The organism is Paracoccus sp. MKU1, from assembly GCF_001447385.1.
In the GTDB taxonomy this organism is placed as follows: Bacteria; Pseudomonadota; Alphaproteobacteria; order Rhodobacterales; family Rhodobacteraceae; genus Paracoccus.
Map to the genome: position 1 here is coordinate 1 of NZ_LLWQ01000182.1, position 20483 is coordinate 20483.

23 protein-coding genes, 1 tRNA gene and 2 pseudogenes are annotated in these 20483 nt (G+C 67.5%); 7 read left to right on the forward strand and 19 right to left on the reverse strand.

What is annotated here, in order from left to right; genetic code table 11:
- Positions 1–186 (forward strand): TAXI family TRAP transporter solute-binding subunit (locus AQY21_RS14435; RefSeq protein WP_238986788.1); only part of this gene is annotated, 186 nt, incomplete at its 5' end.
- Between the two features lie 159 nt (positions 187–345).
- On the opposite strand, the gene chrA is transcribed toward AQY21_RS14435, so the two are convergent.
- The 6 genes and pseudogenes from chrA to AQY21_RS29820 form a co-directional block, all read right to left on the reverse strand.
- Positions 346–1563, reverse strand: a complete 1218-nt coding sequence (gene chrA / locus AQY21_RS14440) for a chromate efflux transporter (RefSeq protein ID WP_058098329.1) — start codon at positions 1561–1563, stop codon at positions 346–348.
- Between the two features lie 60 nt (positions 1564–1623).
- Entirely contained in the window at positions 1624–1857 is a 234-nt protein-coding gene (locus tag AQY21_RS29805) for a hypothetical protein (protein ID WP_238986789.1), read from the reverse strand.
- Positions 1797–2168, reverse strand: a complete 372-nt coding sequence (locus AQY21_RS29810) for a hypothetical protein (protein ID WP_238986792.1) — start codon at positions 2166–2168, stop codon at positions 1797–1799. The genes AQY21_RS29805 and AQY21_RS29810 overlap by 61 nt, the downstream gene beginning before the upstream one ends.
- Positions 2126–2509 carry a hypothetical protein gene (locus tag AQY21_RS29815; protein WP_238986793.1) on the reverse strand — a complete coding sequence of 128 codons (384 nt, stop codon included), beginning with the start codon at positions 2507–2509 and terminating at the stop codon, positions 2126–2128. Before AQY21_RS29815 ends, AQY21_RS29810 begins: the two co-directional genes overlap by 43 nt.
- Entirely contained in the window at positions 2506–2718 is a 213-nt protein-coding gene (locus tag AQY21_RS14450; protein ID WP_058098401.1) for a tail protein X, read from the reverse strand. The genes AQY21_RS29815 and AQY21_RS14450 overlap by 4 nt, the downstream gene beginning before the upstream one ends.
- A 22-nt stretch (positions 2719–2740) precedes the next feature.
- Positions 2741–2902, reverse strand: a pseudogene (locus AQY21_RS29820) (phage tail protein); the annotation flags it as partial.
- Positions 2903–2950: 48 nt separating this feature from the next.
- Between AQY21_RS29820 and AQY21_RS14455 the strand changes: the two are divergent.
- Positions 2951–3518 (forward strand): annotated as a pseudogene (locus AQY21_RS14455) (DNA adenine methylase); the annotation flags it as partial.
- A 181-nt stretch (positions 3519–3699) separates the two neighbouring features.
- Here the strand turns inward: AQY21_RS14455 and AQY21_RS14460 are convergent.
- The 5 genes from AQY21_RS14460 to AQY21_RS14480 form a co-directional block, all read right to left on the reverse strand.
- A tRNA-Val gene (locus tag AQY21_RS14460) sits at positions 3700–3774 on the reverse strand.
- Between the two features lie 56 nt (positions 3775–3830).
- Positions 3831–4124, reverse strand: a complete 294-nt coding sequence (locus tag AQY21_RS14465; RefSeq protein WP_058098331.1) for an HU family DNA-binding protein — start codon at positions 4122–4124, stop codon at positions 3831–3833.
- 70 nt (positions 4125–4194) lie between these two features.
- The gene (gene lon, locus AQY21_RS14470; protein WP_058098332.1) at positions 4195–6612 is read right to left on the reverse strand and encodes an endopeptidase La; all 2418 of its coding nucleotides are present in this window, start codon (positions 6610–6612) and stop codon (positions 4195–4197) included.
- Between the two features lie 212 nt (positions 6613–6824).
- Positions 6825–7025, reverse strand: a complete 201-nt coding sequence (locus tag AQY21_RS14475) for a CsbD family protein (protein WP_058098333.1) — start codon at positions 7023–7025, stop codon at positions 6825–6827.
- Positions 7026–7121: 96 nt separating this feature from the next.
- Entirely contained in the window at positions 7122–7970 is an 849-nt protein-coding gene (locus tag AQY21_RS14480; RefSeq protein ID WP_058098334.1) for a glycosyltransferase, read from the reverse strand.
- 859 nt (positions 7971–8829) lie between these two features.
- Here AQY21_RS14480 and AQY21_RS14485 point away from each other — a divergent pair.
- Entirely contained in the window at positions 8830–10005 is a 1176-nt protein-coding gene (locus tag AQY21_RS14485; RefSeq protein WP_082658120.1) for a hypothetical protein, read from the forward strand.
- A 64-nt stretch (positions 10006–10069) separates the two neighbouring features.
- Here AQY21_RS14485 and ileS read toward each other — a convergent pair whose 3' ends face one another.
- Positions 10070–13006 (reverse strand): isoleucine--tRNA ligase, encoded by a 2937-nt coding sequence (gene ileS / locus AQY21_RS14490; RefSeq protein WP_058098335.1) that lies wholly within the window; start codon positions 13004–13006, stop codon positions 10070–10072.
- Positions 13007–13188: 182 nt separating this feature from the next.
- Between ileS and AQY21_RS14495 the strand changes: the two genes are divergently transcribed.
- The 3 genes from AQY21_RS14495 to AQY21_RS14505 are packed head-to-tail and all read left to right on the forward strand — an operon-like array spanning position 13189 to position 15175.
- A complete protein-coding gene (locus AQY21_RS14495; protein ID WP_058098336.1) occupies positions 13189–14361 on the forward strand; it encodes an NAD(P)/FAD-dependent oxidoreductase in 1173 nt (390 codons plus the stop codon).
- Positions 14362–14401: 40 nt separating this feature from the next.
- A complete protein-coding gene (locus tag AQY21_RS14500; protein WP_058098337.1) occupies positions 14402–14803 on the forward strand; it encodes a group III truncated hemoglobin in 402 nt (133 codons plus the stop codon).
- A 48-nt stretch (positions 14804–14851) separates the two neighbouring features.
- Complete coding sequence (locus AQY21_RS14505) at positions 14852–15175, forward strand: VOC family protein (protein ID WP_058098338.1); 324 nt, start codon at positions 14852–14854, stop codon at positions 15173–15175.
- On the opposite strand, the gene AQY21_RS14510 is transcribed toward AQY21_RS14505, so the two are convergent.
- The 6 genes from AQY21_RS14510 to AQY21_RS14535 all read right to left on the reverse strand — a co-directional run bounded on the left by AQY21_RS14510 (position 15172) and on the right by AQY21_RS14535 (position 19104).
- Positions 15172–15804, reverse strand: coding sequence for a trimeric intracellular cation channel family protein (locus AQY21_RS14510; protein WP_082658118.1), 633 nt, complete (start codon positions 15802–15804; stop codon positions 15172–15174). The genes AQY21_RS14505 and AQY21_RS14510 overlap by 4 nt on opposite strands.
- Complete coding sequence (gene rnhA / locus AQY21_RS14515; RefSeq protein ID WP_058098339.1) at positions 15801–16268, reverse strand: ribonuclease HI; 468 nt, start codon at positions 16266–16268, stop codon at positions 15801–15803. The genes AQY21_RS14510 and rnhA overlap by 4 nt, the downstream gene beginning before the upstream one ends.
- Positions 16265–16870, reverse strand: coding sequence for a glutathione S-transferase family protein (locus AQY21_RS14520; protein WP_058098340.1), 606 nt, complete (start codon positions 16868–16870; stop codon positions 16265–16267). Before AQY21_RS14520 ends, rnhA begins: the two co-directional genes overlap by 4 nt.
- An 84-nt stretch (positions 16871–16954) precedes the next feature.
- On the reverse strand, positions 16955–17905 hold the full coding sequence (gene ispH / locus AQY21_RS14525; protein ID WP_058098341.1) for a 4-hydroxy-3-methylbut-2-enyl diphosphate reductase: 951 nt from the start codon (positions 17903–17905) through the stop codon (positions 16955–16957).
- A 39-nt stretch (positions 17906–17944) separates the two neighbouring features.
- Positions 17945–18508 (reverse strand): adenine phosphoribosyltransferase, encoded by a 564-nt coding sequence (locus AQY21_RS14530; RefSeq protein ID WP_058098342.1) that lies wholly within the window; start codon positions 18506–18508, stop codon positions 17945–17947.
- Complete coding sequence (locus tag AQY21_RS14535; RefSeq protein WP_058098343.1) at positions 18508–19104, reverse strand: flavin reductase family protein; 597 nt, start codon at positions 19102–19104, stop codon at positions 18508–18510. Before AQY21_RS14535 ends, AQY21_RS14530 begins: the two co-directional genes overlap by 1 nt.
- Before the next feature lie 212 nt (positions 19105–19316).
- Here AQY21_RS14535 and AQY21_RS14540 point away from each other — a divergent pair, with 212 nt between their 5' ends.
- Positions 19317–19877, forward strand: a complete 561-nt coding sequence (locus AQY21_RS14540) for a GNAT family N-acetyltransferase (RefSeq protein ID WP_058098344.1) — start codon at positions 19317–19319, stop codon at positions 19875–19877.
- Here AQY21_RS14540 and AQY21_RS14545 read toward each other — a convergent pair.
- Positions 19865–20446 carry an Ivy family c-type lysozyme inhibitor gene (locus AQY21_RS14545; protein WP_058098345.1) on the reverse strand — a complete coding sequence of 194 codons (582 nt, stop codon included), beginning with the start codon at positions 20444–20446 and terminating at the stop codon, positions 19865–19867. The two genes, AQY21_RS14540 and AQY21_RS14545, sit on opposite strands and share 13 nt — an antisense overlap.
- Positions 20447–20483: the final 37 nt, after the last annotated feature.

The window sequence follows — 20483 nt, forward strand, 5'->3', positions numbered from 1 at the left end:
GATCACCCCGAGGAGCTGATCCACGGCATCACCCAGGCGCTTTACAACGAGAACACGCAAAAGCTGTTCGCCGCCGGCCATGCCAAGGGCAAGCTGATCACCTTGGACAATGCGACGCAAGGTGCGGGCATTCCGTTCCATCCGGGCGCCGAGCGTTTCTACAAGGAGGCCGGCAAGCTCGAATGAGCGCCCTCCAGGCTGACGAAAGGACGTGGCCGGAGTTCGCGGCCTTGGCCCTGAGCCGAACGGCGGAAACACTGAATGACCGAGAAACCGCGCCCGCTTACCGGTGATGCACGTCACGCGCTGGAGGGGACAGGATCACCAGGCCGTGATGCGCGCGGCTCATCCGGTCAGCGCGAGCGCGATGCCCCCGGCCGCGGCCAGCAGCACGACCACCCAGGGCGGTGCTTTCCAGGCGGTGAGCGCCACGAAACAGGCCAGTGCCAGAAGGAAGTCCCGCATGTTGCCGACCGCGCTGGTGAAGACCGGCGCATAAAGCGCGGCGCCCAGGATGCCGACCACGGCGGCATTGGCGCCCTGCATGAGCGATTGCACCGCCGCCATGGTCCGAAATCGGTCCCAGAAGGGCAGGGCCGCGATCAGGATCAGGAAGCCGGGCAGGAACACGGCGACCAGGGCAATGGCGGCCCCGGCAAGGCCGCTCGGCTCTGGGCCCTGCGCCGCGCCCAGATAGGCGGCAAAGGTGAACAACGGCCCCGGCACCGCCTGCGCCGCGCCATAACCGACCAGGAAAGCGTCCGCCGCGACGCGGCCGGTCTCGACCATCTCGGCTTGCAGCAGCGGCAGCACGACATGGCCGCCGCCGAAAACCAGCGCCCCGGCCCGATAGAAGCCGTCGAAGACGGCCCAGGCGCCCGATGAGCCGGCGGCCAGCGGCAGCAGGATCAGCAGCGCCGCGAAGGCTGCGAGGCTGATCGCGGCCTGGCCGTAACCGACCGGCACCGAGACATGGCCGCCCGGGGGCATCACCGTTCTCCGGCACAGGATCAGCCCGGCCAGGGCGCCGAAGCCGATGGCGCCCAGCATGCCGGGGCTGCCGGGCATGAAGGCCAGCATGGCGACGGCCCCGACGGCGATGGCGGCTCTTTCTCGGTCCGGACAGAGCGTCCTGGCCATGCCCCAGACGGCCTGCGCCACCACGGCGACGGCAACGATCTTGAGCCCATGCAGCGCGCCGCCGCCCACCACCCCGGATACCGAGGCCGCCGTCAGGGCAAAGATGACCATGACGATGGCGGAAGGCAGGGTGAAGGCGGCAAAGGCCGCCAGGGCGCCGAGCCAGCCGGCCCGCATCAGCCCGAGGGCGAAGCCCACCTGGCTGGAGGCCGGTCCGGGCAGGAACTGGCAGAGCGCAACCAGATCGGCATAGGCATGGTCGGACAGCCATTTCCGCCGCACCACCAGCTCATCGCGGAAAAAGCCCAGATGCGCGATCGGACCGCCAAAGGAGGTCAGGCCCAGCTTGAGAAAGGCGGCAAAGACCTCTCCGGGCGTGCCCCGGGCTTGCTTCGTCGCGGTGGTGTCCGTGCTGCCGTCCATTCCGCCTCGTCGTCGATACCAGCGGCCGTTGTCCCGCGGCCTCCCCCACAGCATACGCGATCATGTCCCCGGCTCCAGCCCTGCCAACTGGACTGTGTCGCCGCCCAGCAATCCCGGCTCGAAGCCGGTCAACGCGCAGGTGATCTCCATGGCCGCGCGTTCTGCGCCTTGCAGGGCCGCTTCGGCGGCGCGGGTCGCCTCGGCCTCGGTGGCGAAGGGATGGCGGATCTTCTTCAGCGGCGTGCCCGAGCCCGCTTGACCTTGTGCGTGACGCCGGTGCCGGTCTCGGTCCATTCCGCCTCGGCCGAGCGATAGACGGTGCGGCCCCGATAGGACCAGCTCCAATCCGTCAGGCGCTGCGGCGTGATCCTGGGCGGGGTCAGCGCGTCGCCGGCGGCGGTCTTGCCCTCGCCCCGGCGCTGAACCACCAGTGCGCCTCCGGCCGGCTTGCAGGTCGCATCGAGCTCGGCCGCGAGCCGGGTCAGGAAATGCAGGTTGCTTTCGGCGGTCTGGGCGAGGAAGGGCCAGCCGATACCGTGCGGGCTGTCTCCGACCACCGGTTTCAGCCCGGCCTCGCCGGCGACGGTCGAGACGATCTGCGGCAAGCTGCGGTCGATCCTGAAACGGGCGCGCGGCACGCGGATATCGTCCTTGAGGTCGACCGCGGTAACGGTGATCGACAGCGTCCGCACCGGGCCGCGCCCCGAGACCCCATCGACGGCATAAACCCCATCGGCGCCAGCGGGCTGCCGGCAAAGCCCAGCGAGACCTCCAGCCGCGCCTCGATCTCGGGAAAGGCGATGCGGCTGTCGCGGTTGTCGAGCTCGATCTCGACCCGGTCGGCCTTGTTGCCGTCCTCGTCCGTCACCAGCAGGCTGATCAGCCGGTCGCCGATCACCGCGCTGCGGTCGGTGCCATCGACGACGATTCGGAACGCGGGCTTCATGTCTGCTCCCAAAGCCGGATCAGTCCGGCCGCGACCGGTTCGGAAATCTCGGGCAGCGTGATTACCACCCCGGCCGGATAGACCGGGCCGAACACGGCCAGGCCGGGGCCCACCTCCAGCCCTTCGGGCACGTGGCGCTCGGATCCCAGCCGAGTATTGCAGATCGCATCCAGCATGTCGCCGTAGAAGGTGCGATAGATCGTGAACATGCCCATCGCCCTCATAGGCCAAGAGTGACATGGTGAACTCGATCTTGCGGGGCGCGCCGTCGGCCATGAACAGGCTCTTGCGCTCCTCGACCGAGGAAATCACCCAACGCTCCCAGACCCAGCCGAGACTATCGACCAGGATCAGCGGCCGACCCTGATCGGCGACCAGGCGCATCAGCGGCATTTGTTCCCTTTAAGTTCTTGCGGGCTGTTGTGAACTATAGGAGCCGCCGTGCTCACCAACATCACCTTGGCCGCGCCTGTCGCCCCCTGGCTGGGCGGCAAGCGCAACCTCGCCAAGCGCACCTGCACCATCATCGACGCCACGCTCTGCGTCACCTATGTCGAGCCTTTCGTGGGCATGGACGGCGTCTTCCTACGCCGCTCGACTCGGCCCAGGGTCGAGGTGATTAACGACCGCGCCAAGGACATCGTCAACCTGTTCCTGATTTTGCTGCGCCACTATCCGCAGTGCCTGGACACGCTGCGATTCCAACTGACCACCAGGGCCGAGTTCGAGCGCTTGGTGCGCGTGGACCGGGAGACGCTGACCGACCTGGAGAGGGCCGCCAGGTTCCTCTACCTGCAAAGGTTCGCATTTGGCGGCAAGGTCCCTGGGCGCAACTTCGGCGTGGCAAAGAAACGGCCGGGCCGGTTCAACCTGACCACGTTGGAGCCGATGCTGGGGGATCTGCACAGCCGCCTCATCGGCGTTGTGATCGAGTGCCTAGCTGGGGGACTTCATCCCCCGCTATGACAGCGCCGAGACCCTGTTCCATCTCGGCCCACCCTATTGGGGCTGACCTCTCATGGGCATGTTTTACTGGACCTATCCGAGTTCCTCCGGCGTCCCGCAGATCGTCGTGTCAAACGACGCGCACCATATCCAGATCCTGTAGATCTTCGCGCCAATATCCGCAGGGAGAAATTCAATCGACCTAGGCGCGCTTCATATGCGCAGGCCTAAGTCGTTGAAAATAATGGTGGGCGATAACGGATTTGAACCGCTGACATCTTCGATGTGAACGAAGCGCTCTACCGCTGAGCTAATCGCCCGATGCGCGCTAGATAGCCGCAGCCGCAGCAGGCTGCAAGAGGTTTCCGACGAAAAATCACACCTCGCCAGCGATGCGGCGGCGCAGGCGCAGGGTGATGACCTCGCCACCCGAACGGTCGTTGCGCCGGCTGATGCGGGCGCGGCCGAGCGGCGGCAAAGCCAGCGTCATGCCCGCGGCGATGGCCTCGTCCAGTTCGGCAAGGGTGGCTTCGACGACCGCCTTGACCTCGCTGTTGCGCAGGCCGGTCCGGCGTGCCACCTGCGCCAGGAGCTGCCGCTTTTGCAGCACCTTCGCCGGCTCCGGCTCGGCCATGCTCTCCCTTTCCGGTTTTTCCTCCGATCTTGCCATGAGCGAACTCCTTTCCGCTGGAGCCTCGGTCAAGAAAAAACCGCGCGGGAAGGCCCGCGCGGTTCGGGTGTCAGTGGGCGACCGCCGCGCCGCCGCTTCCCTGGTCACGGGTCGCGGCGAGGCGGGTGGCCTCTGCCGCTTCCTCGGCGGCCTCGTCCCATTCGATGGGCTCGGGCAGCCGCACCAGCGCATGTTGCAGCACCTCGCGCACGTGGCTGACGGGGATGATCTTCAGCCCTTCCTTCACATTGGCCGGGATCTCGGCCAGGTCCTTCTCGTTATCGGCCGGGATCAGCACCGTCTTGATGCCGCCGCGCAGCGCCGCCAGCAGCTTTTCCTTGAGCCCGCCGATGGCCAGCACATTGCCCCGCAGGGTCACCTCGCCGGTCATGGCAACATCCTTGCGGACCGGGATCTGCGTCAGCACCGAAACGATCGAGGTCACCATGGCGATACCCGCCGAGGGCCCGTCCTTGGGCGTCGCGCCTTCGGGAACGTGGACGTGGATGTCCACCGTCTCGAATTTCGGCGGCTTTATCCCGATTTCCGGGCTGATCGAGCGGACGAAGGAGGATGCGGCGTCGATCGATTCCTTCATCACGTCGCCCAGTTTCCCGGTCGTCTTCATGCGGCCCTTGCCAGGCAGCTTCAGCGCCTCGATCTGCAACAGATCGCCACCGACCTGCGTCCAGGCCAGGCCCGTCACCACGCCGACCTGGTCGTCCTTTTCGGCCAAGCCATAGCGATGGCGGCGCACGCCCAGGTATTCCTCGGCCTTCTCGGGCGTGACCTCGACCGACTTGACCTTGCCCTTGAGGATCTCGGTCACGGCCTTGCGGGCCAGCTTGGCGATCTCGCGCTCCAGGGACCGCACGCCCGCCTCGCGGGTATAGTAGCGGATCACATGGGTCAGCGCCTCGTCGGTCACCGAGAACTCGCCCTTGCGCAGCCCGTTCGCCTTGATCTGCTTGGGCAGCAGGTGCTGGCGCGCGATCTCGCGCTTTTCGTCCTCGGTATAGCCGGCCAGCGGGATGATCTCCATCCGGTCGAGCAGGGGGCCCGGCATGTTGTAGCTGTTGGCCGTGGTCACGAACATCACGTTCGACAGGTCGTATTCCACTTCCAGATAGTGGTCCACGAAGGTCGCGTTCTGTTCGGGATCCAGCACCTCCAGCATGGCCGAGGCCGGGTCGCCGCGGAAGTCCTGGCCCATCTTGTCGATCTCGTCGAGCAGGATCAGCGGGTTGGTGGTCTTGGCCTTCTTCAGCGCCTGGATGATCTTGCCGGGCATCGAGCCGATATAGGTGCGGCGGTGGCCGCGGATCTCGGATTCGTCACGCACCCCGCCCAGCGAGATGCGGATGAACTCGCGCCCCGTGGCGCGTGCCACCGACCGGCCCAGCGAGGTCTTGCCGACGCCCGGAGGGCCGACGAGGCAGAGGATCGGCCCCTTCAGCTTGGTCGAGCGGTTCTGCACCGCCAGGTATTCGACGATCCGCTCCTTGACCTTTTCCAGGCCGTAGTGATCGGCGTCCAGCACCTCCTCGGCCTTGCCGAGATCCTTGCGGATGCGCGACTTCACGCCCCAGGGCAGGGACAGCAGCCAGTCGAGATAGTTGCGGCTGACCGTGGCCTCAGCCGACATCGGCGACATCGACTTCAGCTTCTTCAGCTCGGCCTCGGCCTTTTCGCGGGCCTCCTTGCTGAACTTGGTCTGCTTGATCTTTTCTTCCAGCTCGGTGATCTCGTTCGAGCCATCCTCGCCGTCGCCCAGCTCCTTCTGAATGGCCTTCATCTGCTCATTCAGGTAGTATTCGCGCTGGGTCTTCTCCATCTGGGTCTTGACGCGGGACTTGATCTTCTTCTCGACCTGGAGGACCGACATCTCGCCCTGCATCAGGCCATAGACCTTTTCCAGGCGCTCGGCGATCACCAGCGTCTCGAGCAGTTCCTGCTTCTTGTCCAGCGCGATGCCCAGATGGCCGCTGACCAGATCGGCCAGACGCGCTGGATCGCGCGCCTCGGCCACGGCCGAGACGACTTCCTCGGGGATGTTCTTGCGCACCTTGACGTAACGCTCGAACTCTTCGGCCACGGCGCGGGTCAGGGCGGTCAGCGTATCCGATTCGCCCGGTTCCTCGGCCAGCATCTCGCAGCGGGCTTCAAAATAGTCGTCGTTCGGCACGAAATCGGTGATGCGCACGCGCTCGCGCCCCTCGACGAGAACCTTGACGGTCCCGTCGGGCAGTTTCAGGAGTTGCAGCACATTGGCCAGCACGCCGGTGCGGAAGATCCCCTCGGCAGCGGGCTCATCGACCGCGGCATCCTTCTGGGCTGCGAGAAGGATCGGGCGGTCCTGCTCCATCACGGCCTCGAGCGCCCGCACCGATTTCTCGCGTCCGACGAACAACGGCACGATCATGTGCGGGAACACCACGATATCCCGCAAGGGCAGGACCGGATGGGTGGTTTGGGCGAATTCGTTCATGGAATCAGTCCTTTCTCGCCAAGAGGCGCAACCCCTAAGGCAGGCAGTCTGCGCCCCCTGCTGGCTGACAAGATAGGAAGCCGGCGCAGGAGGTTCAATGGGCGATTGGTTCGCATTTTGTTCATGTCCGGCGCCGGTATTCCGGCGTGGAAAGGCCCCCGGACGGGTGCCGGGGGCCTTTGGCTGTCGTCAGACCTGGGTGGTGGACGCGTTCAGCCCTTGTCCTTGAAGAAACTGTTGATCTGCTCGTCGGCTTTTTCCTTGGTCCAGCCGTATTTCTCTTGCAGCTTGCCGGCAAGCTTGTCCTTCTTGCCTGCGACTTCGGTCAGTTCGTCATCGGTGAGGTCGCCCCATTTTTCCTTGACGCTGCCCTTGAGCTGGTTCCACTTGCCTTCGATGATATCCCAGTTCATCGGCACTCCTTTCGGTCGGATTGCATTTGCATGTGGAAATTGAACATCCGTTCCGGGTCGAGGGTTCCCGGATCGCCGCGGAAATCCCGACGCGGATCAGCCCGCGACGGCCCGAAGCCCCGCCAACTCGGCCAGAGCGGTTTGATCCAGAAAGGGAAAATGCCGGGCAAGGGATGCGCGGAAATCCGCTTCGGCCAGGGCGGTCAGGCCGCTGCCTGGGACAGGCGTGACCAGGCGCGAGTCGTGGCCCTGAAATTTCAGTTGCAGGGAACCGATGGGTCCGTGATCCAGCATCGCGGGAAAGCGGCGCATCAACGCGTAATGGCCGAAGGCAAAGATGCTGCGTTCGGGTCGTGACAGGCGCGCGGCGGCGCCGGCGGCGTGAAACGGGCGGACGAACTCGTAATACTTCGGCCCCGCGCCGGCGTAATGCGTGGCCAGCAATGCCCGGGGCAGGGAAAAGGCGAAGGCACCGTGGCTGCGCATGGTGTGCGCGGCGCCTGCAAGCCGGGCGATGTAATCGACGCAAAGGCAATCGTCATCGTCGAGCCGGAACTGGAGCGGCGGCTCGCCCGATGATGAGAACTCGGCCAGAAGTGGTGCCAGCGCGCTGCCGACATCCTCGGCCTCGGAGAACACCAGCCGCGCTTGCGGCAACGTCGCGCACAGCGCATGCAGCCGGTCCTGCCAGGACTTCGGCATGGCCGTCGAACTCAGCACGATGAAGTGGAAATCTGGCTCGGTCTGCGCCCGCAGCGAGGCCAGCGTGAGCCTTTCGAAACTGCGGAAGCGAAAGCGCAGCCGCGCTTCGTCGTAAAGCAGGGCGCGGCTGCGGCGCATGGCCTCGGCCTCTGCGGCGGAGCCGCGCTGGGTTCGCGCATAGGCACTCCAATCCCCCCGGCCGAGAAAGGAAAAACGGCAGATGCCGACGATCGGCAAGACCATGTCACCCCCAAAACCCGGCCGCTGCCCCGGCCGTCCGGAGGCGTCATCCCCGATCGGGGCGTGAAATGCAATTGGCAGGAAAGGCGGCGCGGCGCCCCGTTGCGCGAAGCCCGCCGCCAGCGCAGCATTCCGGGATCCGCGTCCAGAAACGCCACTGACCGGACCGGAAACTTAGCCGGTCGTCCTTGCGTCTGGCAACCGGCCGAAATCCCCGAAGTCGGCATTGTCTGCGGATATATATGACGCAATGCGTGGGCTGGCTCCGGTCGGCGCTGCATTCGCTGGCAGGACCGATAAGGTCGAAGAAGGCAAGAGCCGTGACGCAGCAAGGTGTCGCCAGATGCCTTAAGGCTCGCCGTGCCGTGGAATATCGATCCGCTCACCCCAGGCGTGATTCATATCAAGGAATACACGTCATGCGATTGCGCCGGATATTCCTGATGGTTTGGCTGCAAATCAGGCGGTTCAGGCAACTTTCCCCAAGGGTATCGGCGGAAAAGCGCCATGGATTCATAGAAATGATCGACAGGGCTTTGGCAGGATGTCAAATTCGGAAAAGTAGCGACCGGGTGAGGACGGTGCCCACGTCTCACCCGGTCTCGCCGTACCTGTAAAAGTGGAAATCGTTCAACGGCTGAAGCCACCCTGCAATGAAAGCCGGTGAGCGGGAACCTGCCTTTTTGGTGAGGTTCATGGCGCATTTTTATCTGCCCGTGCAATTTATGCGTGTTTATGGCCTTTAATCGGTGCCCCATATCGCATTCGGGTTGAGTATGGGAATCTGAATTCCTCTCTGGAATGGAGCGGCGTCTTGTTGCTAAGACCTGTCGCGGTAAAGATTCGCATGACGGGAAATGCCATGACGGAGAAGGGCCAGGATCGGGACCCGACGGATTTGCGCCCCGCCGCTCGTGCGACCGAACGGGCCGCGCGTCAGGCGGCCAACCGTGCCGAGCGCGAAGCGCGGCGCAAGGCGCGCCAGGCCGAGCGTGCGGCGCGCCGGGCCGACGCGGCCGCCGGGGGTTTGGCCGGCCGGCCCGACCCGGTGCAGGCGGCCCTCTTCAACATCCTGCTGATCGGGCAGGGCATGCGGCTGGGCATGGAAGCCGTGCTGTTCGCCGCCAGCCTGCGCCGCCATGCGCCCGACTGGCGCGGCCGGCTGATCGTCGCGGAGCCGCGGCCCGAGGGCGCCTGGGCCGGCGCGCAAACCCTGATGCCCGAGCCCGTCCGCCAGGCGCTTGCCGGTTTCGGCGCCGAGATCCTGCCCTTTACCGCCCGGCATTTCGGCGCGCGCTATCCCTATGGCAACAAGATCGAGGCCCTGGCGGTCCTGCCGCCCGGTGAGCCGTTCATCTTCTTCGACAGCGACACGCTGGTGACGGGACCGCTGGACCGGCTGCCCTTCGACTTCTCGCGCCCCTCTGCCTCGATGCGCCGGACCGGAACCTGGCCCGAGCCGCCGCTCTACGGTCCCGGCTATGGCGCGATCTGGAAATCGCTCTATGATCGTTTCGGGCTGGACTACGAAAGCTCGCTCGACCGCAGCCAGCCCGACGAGCATTGGGAACGTTACCTCTATTTCAATGCCGGCTGGTTTTTCGGCGCCGATCCGCAGGAATTCGGCCGGTGTTTCCTCGACTGGGCGCTGGCGATCCGCGACGATCCGGGCGAGGCGCTGGCCTGCCAGAAGCTCGAGGTACTGCTGGACCAGGTGGCGCTTCCGCTGGTGATCCATGCGCTCGGCGGCGGGCGCCCGGCTCCGGATCTGGCCGACCTCGACGGCGAGGTGACCTGCCATTACCGAGACCTGTCGCTGCTCTATGCCCGTGAGGGCGATGCCGCCGTCGAGACGGTCGAGGCGCTGCTGCGCGATCCGCGCCTCGCGCCCCTGGCCGAGACCTGGGAGCCGGCCAGGAAGATCGTGCTGGATGGGGTGGGGCGCAGCAGCATCCGCCCCATGTTCGACCGCCGCGCGCCCCTGAGCGAAGGACGGACGCGGCAGATGCTGAAGAAGGCCGGTCTCTGGCTCCGCTAGCGGCGGATGCCCCGCAGCCGCGCGGCGCGGAGATGCGCCGCGCTGCGGGCCGGCCGCGGGCGGGTTACCGCTCGCTCAGTACCGCGTCGCAACGGGCGCAGGTGCCGGGATGCTTGTGCCTGCCGACATCGGGCAGGATCTTCCAGCAGCGCTGGCATTTCTCGCCCTCGGCCGGCTCAAAAACCACGCCGATGCCCGGCACTTCCGACAGCCGGAACGCCTCGCCCGGGGCCGGGTCGGCGGTCAGGCTCAGGTCCGACGTGATGCAGATGTCGGCGAAATCCACCGATTTCAGCGCCTTGAGCTCATCGGCCTCTTCGACATGCACCACCGGGGCGGCTTCCAGGCTGGCGCCGATCACCTTGTCGCTGCGCTTGATCTCCAGCGCGGCGGTGACCACGCGGCGGACCCGGCGGATGGTTTCCCATTTCCGCGCCAGCGGTTCGTTCAGCCAGTCGGTCGGGGTGGCCGGGAAGTCCTGCAAATGCACCGAGCCCTCCTCGGAGGGGAAGCGGCTCAGCCAGACATCCTCCATGGTGAAGGGCAGGATCGGTGCCAGCCAGGTGACCAGCCGGTGGAACAGCAGGTCCAGCACGGTCCGCACCGCCCGCCGCCGCAGCGCATCGGGTGCGTCGCAGTAAAGCGCGTCCTTGCGAATGTCGAAATAGAAGGCCGAGAGATCCACCGTGGCGAACTGGAACACGGTCTGGAACACGCCCTGGAAGTCGAAGCTGTCATAGCCCTTGCGCAACTGCCGGTCGATCTGCGCAAGGCGATGCAGCACCCATTGCTCCAGCTCCAGCTCCGGCATCTCGGCCGGGTCGATGCGTTCGGCCTCGGTGAAACCGGCAAGGTTGCCCAGGATGAAGCGCAGCGTGTTGCGCAGCCGGCGATAGCTGTCGGCGGTGCCCTTGAGGATCTCGGGCCCGATGCGCTGGTCGGCGGTGTAATCGGTCTGCGCCACCCAGAGCCGCAGGATGTCGGCACCGTATTGCTTGATGACCTCGGCCGGCACGATGGTGTTGCCGAGCGATTTGGACATCTTCATGCCCTTCTCGTCCAGCGTGAAGCCATGCGTCACCACATTGCGATAGGGCGCCCGGCCCTTGGTCGCGCAGGCCTGCAAGAGCGAGGACTGGAACCAGCCGCGATGCTGGTCGGTGCCCTCCAGATAGACATCGGCGATGCCGTCCGGCGCCCCGTCGGCGCGGTCGCGCAGCACGAAGGCATGGGTCGAGCCGGAATCGAACCAGACGTCCAGCACATCCATGACCTGCTCGTAATCCTCGGCGGCGACGATGCCGGCCAGCACCTCGTCCTTGAAGCCGGCACGATACCAGACATCGGCACCGTCCTTCTCGAAGGCGGCGATGATGCGGTCATTCACCCGCTGGTCGCGCAGCAGGAAGTCCGGATCGGCGGGCTTGGCGCCCTTCTTCACGAAGCAGGTCAGCGGCACGCCCCAGGCGCGCTGGCGCGACAGCACCCAGTCGGGCCGGTTCTCGACCATGGAATGGATGCGGTTGCGCCCCGATTGCGGCCACCATTTCACCAGCCTGTCGATGCTGGTCAGTGCCCGGGCGCGGATGGTGTCGCCATATTCGCCCATACCGTCGGTCAGCGCGTGGTCGATGGCGGCGAACCATTGCGGCGTGTTGCGATAGATCAGCGGCGCCTTGGAGCGCCAGCTATGCGGATAGGAATGCTTGATCTTGCCCTTGGCCAGCAGCGCGCCCGCCCAGGCCAGCTGCTTGATGACGCTGACATTGGCCGGGCCTTCCTTGCCGTCCGGCCCGATGATCGCCTGGCCCCCGAACAGCGGCAGGTCGGCGCGATAGCAGCCGTCCGGCTCGACATTATAGGTCATCGGCAGCTTGTGCTTCAGCCCAAGCTGATAGTCGTCGTCGCCATGGCTGGGCGCGGTATGCACGAAGCCGGTGCCCGCGTCTTCGGTCACATGTTCGCCGGGCAGCATGGGCACGTCATAGTCCCATTCGCCCGCGCCGCCCTCCACGCCGCGCAGCGGATGCGACAGCACCAGCCCCTCCAGGTCGGCCGCCGCCACGTCCTGGACGCGCTGCCAGTCCTCGATCCTCGCCGCCTGCCGCACGCTCTCGGCCAGCGCATCGGCCAGCACCAGCAGCTCGCCGGTTTTCGCGGTGGCGTTCTCGGCCACCGCGCCCACGCGATAAAGCCCATAGGCCACGTCCGGATTATAGGCCACCGCGCGGTTCTGCGGGATGGTCCAGGGGGTGGTGGTCCAGATCACCACGCTTGCGGGTTTCTCCGTTGCCCAAATACCCGCCGACCCGGTGACGGCAAAGCGCACCCAGATGGTATGGCTGGTATGGTCGTGATATTCGACCTCGGCCTCGGCCAGCGCGGTCTTCTCGACCGGCGACCACATCACCGGCTTCGAGCCCTGGTAGAGCGCGCCGTTCATCAAGAGCTTCATGAACTCGGCCGCGATCACCGCCTCGGCGTGATAGTCCATGGTCAGGTAGGGGGCGTCCCATTTGCCGGTGACGCCCAGCCGCTTGAACTCCTCGCGCTGGATGTCGACCCATTCCTCGGCAAAGCGGCGGCATTCCTGGCGGAACTCGACCATGTCGACCGCGTCCTTGTCCTGCCCGGCCTTGCGGTATTTCTCCTCGATCTTCCATTCGATCGGCAGGCCGTGGCAGTCCCAGCCCGGCACATAGCGGGCGTCGCGGCCCATCATCTGGTGGCTGCGCACCACGATGTCCTTGATGGTCTTGTTCAGCGCGTGGCCGATATGCAGGTTGCCGTTCGCATAGGGCGGGCCGTCATGCAGGATGAAGGGCGCGCGGCCCGCGGCGCGCTCGCGCAGCCGGTCGTAGATGCCGATGCGCTCCCAGCGGGCCAGCCATTCCGGCTCGCGCTGCGGCAGGCCGGCGCGCATCGGGAAATCGGTCTGGGGCAGGAAGACGGTGTCGCGGTAATCGGGCGCGGCTTGGGTCTCGGTGGTCGTGTCGCTCATCTGGCGGGAATCCTTCGGTGGCTGGGCAGGCATGCGTGACCCGGCGGCGAGGGGCTCCTACGCCGCCGGGCGAGTAATTCGAAAGATCCCGGCCCTGCTGAACATGCGCGGGTTATAGGAAACCGCCCCGACCCCTGCAAGCGCGGCTTGCACCCGCGGCCCGCCTCGGGCAGCAAGCGGCCATGAGCTACAGGATCGCCATCGCCGGCGCCGGGATCGGCGGCCTCGCCGCTGCCGCGCTGCTGGCCCGCGAGGGCCACGCCGTCACCCTGTTCGAGCGTTTTGCCGCGCCGCGCCCGCTGGGCTCGGGCCTGGTGATCCAGCCGGTTGGGCTGGCCGTGCTGGACCGGATCGGCGCGGGCGAGGACACCCGCCGCCTCTCCAGCCCCATCGCCCGGATGCTCGGGCACGAGGCGCGGGGCCGCAAGGTGCTGGACGTCTCCTATCCGGCGGCGGCGCCGGGTCGCGGCATCCACCGGGCCACGCTGTTCCAACTGCTCTGGGACCGGGTCGCCGCGCTCGGCCTGCCGGTGGTGACCGGGGCCGAGATCGCCGCGGCGCCGCCGGACGGGGCGGGACGGCGGCTCATGCTGGCCGACGGGCGCGATTTCGGACCCTTCGACCTGGTGGTCGATGCCAGCGGCGCCGGCTCGCGCCTGTCGCCGCTCAAGGCGCGGCCGCTGGGCTATGGCGCGATCTGGGGCACGGTGCCCTGGCCCGGGACGGATTTCCCCCGCGACCAGCTGCGGCAGCGTTACCGCGGCGCCGGCCGCATGGCGGGCGTGCTGCCCATCGGCTGCCTGCCCGGCGACCCGGTGCCGCGTGCTGCGGTGTTCTGGTCCATGCCGCTGGCCGAGCTCGACCGCTGGCCGCAGACCCCGGTCGCGGATTGGCGCGCCCAGGTCGCCGCGCTCTGGCCGCAGATGACGCCGTTCCTGGAGCCAATTCACACCAATGCCCAGATGACCCAGGCGCACTACGGACACGGCACGCTGCGCCGTCCCTTTGCGCCGGGCCTGGTCCATATCGGCGATGCCGCGCATCGCGCCAGCCCGCAGCTGGGGCAGGGGGCGAACATGGCGCTGCTCGATGCCCTGGCGCTGGCCCATGCCCTGCGCCGCCCGCTCGAGGATGCCTTGCCGGATTACGCCGCCATGCGCCGCTGGCATGTGCGCATCTACCAGGCGATGAGCGCCGCCTTCACTCCGATGTATCAGTCGGGCAGCCGCAGCCTGCCCTGGCTGCGCGACCTGGTGCTCGCGCCGCTCTCGACCCTGCCGCCGCTGCGGGGCGGGCTGACGCATCTTGTCGCAGGCACCATGATCCCGCCGCTTTCCGGGATGCGCGATCCGTGACGGGCTTGCAGGACCGGCCGCAGGGGTCCATATCCGCCGCATGATCCCGCCCCGTTTCGACGTCACCCCCGAACAGATCGACCGCGTCGTCGCCACCTTCTACGCGGCGATCCGCCGGCACGAGGTGCTGGGCCCGGTCTTCGCCGCCCATGTTGCCGACTGGCCCGAGCACGAGGCCAAGATCGCCCGCTTCTGGCGCAACGCCATTCTTTACGAGCGCGGCTATGACGGCAACCCGATGCAGGTCCACATGCGCGCCGGCGATGTGAGGGCCGAGCATTTCGCCCCCTGGCTCATGCTCTTCGACGAGACCCTGCGCCGCACGCTGCCGCCCGAGACCGCCAGGGCCTGGTCGGCGCTCGCGCATCGCATCGGGGCCGGGCTGCGCATGGGGGTCGAGGACCTGCGCGAGCGCCGCCCCGGCCCGCCGGTCTTGCGCTGAGCCGCGCAGGGGTGTAAACAAAACGGGAACATCCAGAGGGGCTTCCCGATGAAGATCGACTATCTCGAATTTTCCTCGCCCGACCTGCCGGCCACGAAGGCTTTCTTCGCCCGCGCCTTCGGCTGGAGCTTCAACGACTACGGCCCCGACTATCAGGAGATGGCCGATGCCGGCCTTGCGGGCGGCATCGCCGCCGGCCCGCTGGCCCCGCCGCTGGTGATCCTGAAGGCCGATGATCTAGAGGCGGCCCTGGCCCGGGTGACCGAGGCCGGGGCAACGATCACGAGGCCGATCTTCGGCTTTCCCGGCGGCCGCCGTTTCCAGTTCCGCGAGCCGGGCGGCACCGAAATGGCCGTCTGGTCCGAACGCTAGCGCCGCGGCGGCCGCGCCTTGTAGACCGGCAGCCGCCAGCCGAAGCTCATGCCCCCGGCGCGCAGCAGCAGCACCATGGCCGCGCAGCCGATCAGCGCCCAGCCGCGTCCGGTGCCAAGCGTCAGCAACAGCAGCGCCGTCACTGCCCCGCCAAAGGCGGCGGTGACGTAAAGCTCCCCCTGCTTCAGCACCAGCGGCACCTCATTCCCGACCACGTCGCGCATCAGCCCGCCGAAAGTGCCGGTCATCACCCCCATCAATACCGTGACCACCGGGCTCACCCCGGCCTCCAGCGCCACGCCCACGCCCGCCGGCACCGCGACCGCCAGGGCAAAGGCATCCAGCCACAGGATGGCGCGATAGCGGCTTTCCAGCCGATGCGCGGTAAAGAACACCACGATCGCCGCGCCGGCGGTCAGCAGCAGCAGCTCGGGCCGACCGACCCAGAACACCGGCGCCCGGCCCAGCACCAGGTCGCGCAAGGTGCCGCCGCCGATCCCGGTCAGCGTAGCGAAAAAGATGAAGCCGACCACGTCCAGCTGCCCGCGACTGGCGACCAGCGCCCCGGTCAGGGCAAAGACCAGCACGCTGGCATAGTCCAGCAGCGGAATCAGCGCGTCGAGGCTCACCCCGAGACCTTCGCCGGCTTGAAGGGCGCCATGCCCGCCCGCGCCAGCTCATCGGCGCGCTCGTTCTCGGGATGGCCGGCATGGCCCTTGATCCATTCCCAGCGCACCTTGTGCCGGGCCTGCGCCGTGTCCAGCCGCTGCCACAGGTCGGCGTTCTTCACCGGCTTGCGGTCTGCGGTGCGCCAGCCGTTCTTCTTCCAGCCATGGATCCATTGCGTGACGCCGTTCTTCACATAGGCGCTGTCGGTGGTCACGGTGATCTCGCTGGGCCGTGTCAGAGCCTCCAGGGCCGAGATCGCGGCCATCAGCTCCATGCGGTTGTTGGTGGTCTCGGCCTCGCCCCCCGACAGCTCGCGCTCCTTCAGCACGGTGTCGCCCTCCATGGCGCGCATCAGGACGCCCCAGCCGCCGGGGCCGGGATTGCCGCTGCAAGCGCCGTCGGTCCAGGCGAACAGCGCATTCATGCCTCGATCCCCTCGTAGCCGGGCAGGGCGGCGATGCGATCGAGCCAGCGCCCGATGCCCGGGAAACGCGCCATGTCGAAGCCGCCCCGGCTGCCCGCTGTATGGGTGTAGCCGTAAAGGCAGAGATCGGCGAGGCTGACGGCATCGCCTGCCAGCCAGTCATGCCCGGCCAGCCGGTCCTCCATCACCTGCAACAGCGCATGGCCGCGCTCCAGCAGCTCCGCCATGCGCTCGGGCGTCGCCTGCGCGCGGCGATGCGGATAGACCTGCAAGGCCGCGCGCACGGCGATCACGCCCTCATGCTGGTTCTGCTCCCAGAACATCCAGCCCAGCATGGCGGCGCGCCCGAAGGCGTCCTCCGGCACGAAGAGCGTGCCCTCGCCCAGCCAGCACAGGATCGCGTTCGATTCCGGCAGCAGCCGCCCGTCATCCAGTTCCAGCACCGGCGCCTTGCCGAAGGGCAGCCGCCCCGCCGCCTTGGCCGCCTCCAGCGCCTCGGTCAGGTATTCGACATCCACGACCTCGCAATCGCGGCCCAGGAGCGCCAGCAGCAGCCGCACCTTGTAACTGTTGCCCGAGGACGGCATCGACCAGAGCTTCATCCCGACCCTTTCTCCGTTTCAAAAATACTCCGGGGGAGGCCCGCAGGGCCGGGGGCAGCGCCCCCCGCAGCCGTGCGCCCCGGCTCAGGCTTCGCGCAAGACCCGCGGCACCTTGAACTCGACATTCTCGCGCGCCGTCTCGACCATCTCGACGGTCAGGTCGTAGCGCGCCCGAAAGGCCGCGACCACCTCGTCGACCAGCACCTCGGGGGCCGAGGCGCCGGCGGTCACGCCCACCGCCCGCGTCCCCTCGATGGCCCGCCAGTCGATCTGGTCGGCCCGCATCACCAGCTGCGAATAGGCGCAGCCGGCGGCGCTGCCCACCTCGACCAGCCGGCGCGAGTTGGAACTGTTCGGCGCCCCGATCACCAGAAGCGCGTCGATCCGCCCGGCGATGGCCTTGACCGAGGCCTGCCGGTTGGTCGTCGCATAGCAGATGTCCTCCTTGGCCGGGCCTCTGATGCCCGGAAACCGCGCCTGCAAGGCGGCGACGATGGCGGCGGTATCATCGACCGACAGCGTGGTCTGGGTGATGAAGGCCAGCCGCGCGGGGTCGCGCGGTTCGATCCCGGCCACGTCCTCGACGGTCTCGACCAGCAGCACCTCGCCCTCGGGCAATTGCCCCATGGTGCCCAGCACCTCGGGATGGCCGGCATGGCCGATCATCACCATCTGCAAGCCCTCGGCGTGATGGCGCTCGGCCTCGACATGGACCTTGCTGACCAGCGGGCAGGTGGCGTCGACAAAGACCATCTCGCGCCGCCGCGCCTCGGCCGGCACGGCCTTGGGCACGCCATGCGCCGAGAAGATCACCGGCCGGTCGTCGGGGCATTCGTCCAGCTCCTCGACGAAGACCGCGCCCTTGTCGCGCAAGGAGTCCACGACGAACTTGTTGTGCACGATCTCGTGGCGGACATAGACCGGCGCACCCCATTTCTGCAACGCCATCTCGACGATCTTGATGGCGCGGTCCACGCCGGCGCAAAAGCCGCGCGGCGCGGCCAGGTAAAGGGTCAGGGGCGGTTTCTTGTCCATGGGCCTCACCTAACCCCGGCAGGGGCCTGCCGCAAGGGATCAGGCGCCCTCGAAACTGGTCAGGGCGTGGACCTCGTGGCCCAGCCCCTCCAGCAGCGCCCGCCCGCCCAGCTCGGGCAGCTCGATCACGAAGGCGCAGCCCACGATCTCGGCCCCCAGCCGCTCGCAAAGCGAGATGCCGGCCGCCGCGGTGCCGCCGGTGGCCAGCAGGTCGTCGACGATCAGCACCCGCTCGCCGGGACGCAGGGCGTCGTCATGGACCTCCATCACCGCCTCGCCATATTCCAGCGCATAGGCCTGGCTGATGACGGCGCCGGGCAGCTTGCCCTTCTTGCGGATCGGCACGAAGCCCACCGAAAGCTGATGCGCCACCGCGCCGCCCAGGATGAAGCCGCGCGCCTCCAGCCCGACGACCTTGTCGATATCCTCGCCGGCATAGGCGGCCAGCAGCTGGTCCACCGCCATGCGAAAGCCGCGCGCATCGGCGAACAGCGTGGTCACGTCGCGAAACAGGATGCCCTCATGCGGGAAATCGACGATGGTGCGGATATAGTCGCGCACCGTGCGGCTGTCGCGGCGGCGCTTTTCCGGCCGGTTCTTCATCAGGGGCGCTCCATCTCGAAGGTCTCGGTGGTGATGGTGTAGTCCTTGTAGCCCATGCGCGACAGCCAGCCGGTGCCGTGCAGGTCGAAGCGGCCGTCCTTCAGGCAATCCTCCCGCAGGTGGATGCCGGTGACGACGCCCAGCACCATGTAATTCGCCTCGCCCGCCAGCCGCAGGATGCGCGTGGCGCGGCATTCCAGCGCCGCGGCGGCACCGGCCACGCGCGGGCAGTCGATGGTCTGGCATTCGGCGGGCTCGATGCCGGCCGCCTCGAATTCGTTCACCCCGGCGGGGAAGGCGGCCGAACTCGCGTTGACCTGATCCTTCAGCGGGCCGTCGGCGATGTTGACGCAGAACACCCGCGATTCGGCGATCTGCGCCACGCTGTCCTTGGTGCCGTTCCGGTCCGGCTTGGCCGCGGTCGAGGCGAACATGACCTGCGGCGGCACATAGGCGGTCAGGTTGAAGAAGGAATAGGGCGCCAGGTTGTCGCCCTGCCGGCCGCGGGTCGAGATCCAGCCGATAGGCCGCGGCGCCACGATGGCGTTCAAAGGGTTGTGCGGCAGACCGTGGCCGTCCTGGGGTCGGTAGAACATGGCTGGCCTCGCTGTTCCCTGGGTGATGCGGGCCCCAGAAGTGACCCCATGCGCGCGGCACGTCAAGCCTCGCCGTTCTCGCTGGCCCTGCCCCGCGGATTTTGCATCTTGTGATCCCGCAGGCGGTTTTCGCGGCCGCGCCTGCATGTTACGCGGTCCCTGCGCCGCGTCAGGCCCGAGCCCCGAATCCCGATCCCAGCAGCGGAGGCAGGATGTACGAACTTTGCCCCGAGACCCCCGCCGACACGCCCGAGGTCGAGGCGCTGCTGGACCTGTGCTTCGCTCCGGGGCGGACGGCGCTGTCCTCCTACCGGCTGCGCGACGGCGTTGCCCCGGTCGGGCCGCTTTGCCTGATGCTGCGCAACGATTTCGGCGCGCTGATGGGCGCGATCCGCTATTGGCCGGTGCGCGTGGGCGGGCGGCCGGTGCTGCTGCTGGGGCCGGTGGCGGTGCATCCGATCACGCAGGGCGAGGGGTTGGGCGCGCTCTTGATGCGCGAAAGCCTGACACGGGCGGCCGAGATGGGCTGGCAGCGGGTGATGCTGGTGGGCGACATGCCCTATTATCAACGTTTTGGCTTCTGGAAGCTCGAGGATGTTGAGATGCCGCCCCCCACCAACCCCGACCGCGTGCTGGGGCTGGAACTGGTGCCCGGTGCCTGGGCCGGGATCACCGGCCCGGTCGAGCGCGAGACCGGCGGAGCCGCCGCCGGCCTGCGCGAGATGCGCCGCGAGGGCTGCACCGAGGTCGAGCCGCCGGATCACTCGGCATAGGTGAAATCCTGCGGGTGGTTGGCCAGGCTGCCGGTCAACGCGGCGTAAAGGATGGTGCGGCCGTCGATGGTCTCGGGCCCGCCCGCCATGCCGAGCCAGGTCAGCAGTTCCGCCCCCTCGCCGTCGCGGACCGAAAGTACCCCATGGGCCAGGCCGCTGTCGGGGGCATAAAGCACCGCGAACTGGTTTTCCGCGCAGTCATGCTGCTGGCACGCCATCATGGCGAGATATTCCCGGCCGCCGAAGGCCACCTTCTGGGTGGGCGAGATGACCGCGCCCTCGCGCAGCCATTCGGGCATCTGGTGCCCCTCGGCCATCTTCTCGACGGCGGCGGTCAGGCCCTGGTCCTTGCCCAGATCGGCCAAGGTCAGCCTGGCTTCCGGCACGGCATCGGAGGCCGCAGCCTGGGCCGCCCCGGGCGTTCCGTCCTGCGTCGATTCCTGTGCGGTGGCCTGGGCGGGTTCCTGCGCCGGTTGGGTCGCCGGGTCGGCCTCTTGCGCCAATCCGGCTTGCCCCAGGGCCAGGGCAGCAGTCAATGTCAGGGCCGGGATCATGCGGCGGATGCTCATTCCAGTCTTCCTTGTCCTTGTCCCGCCGCTATGCGGC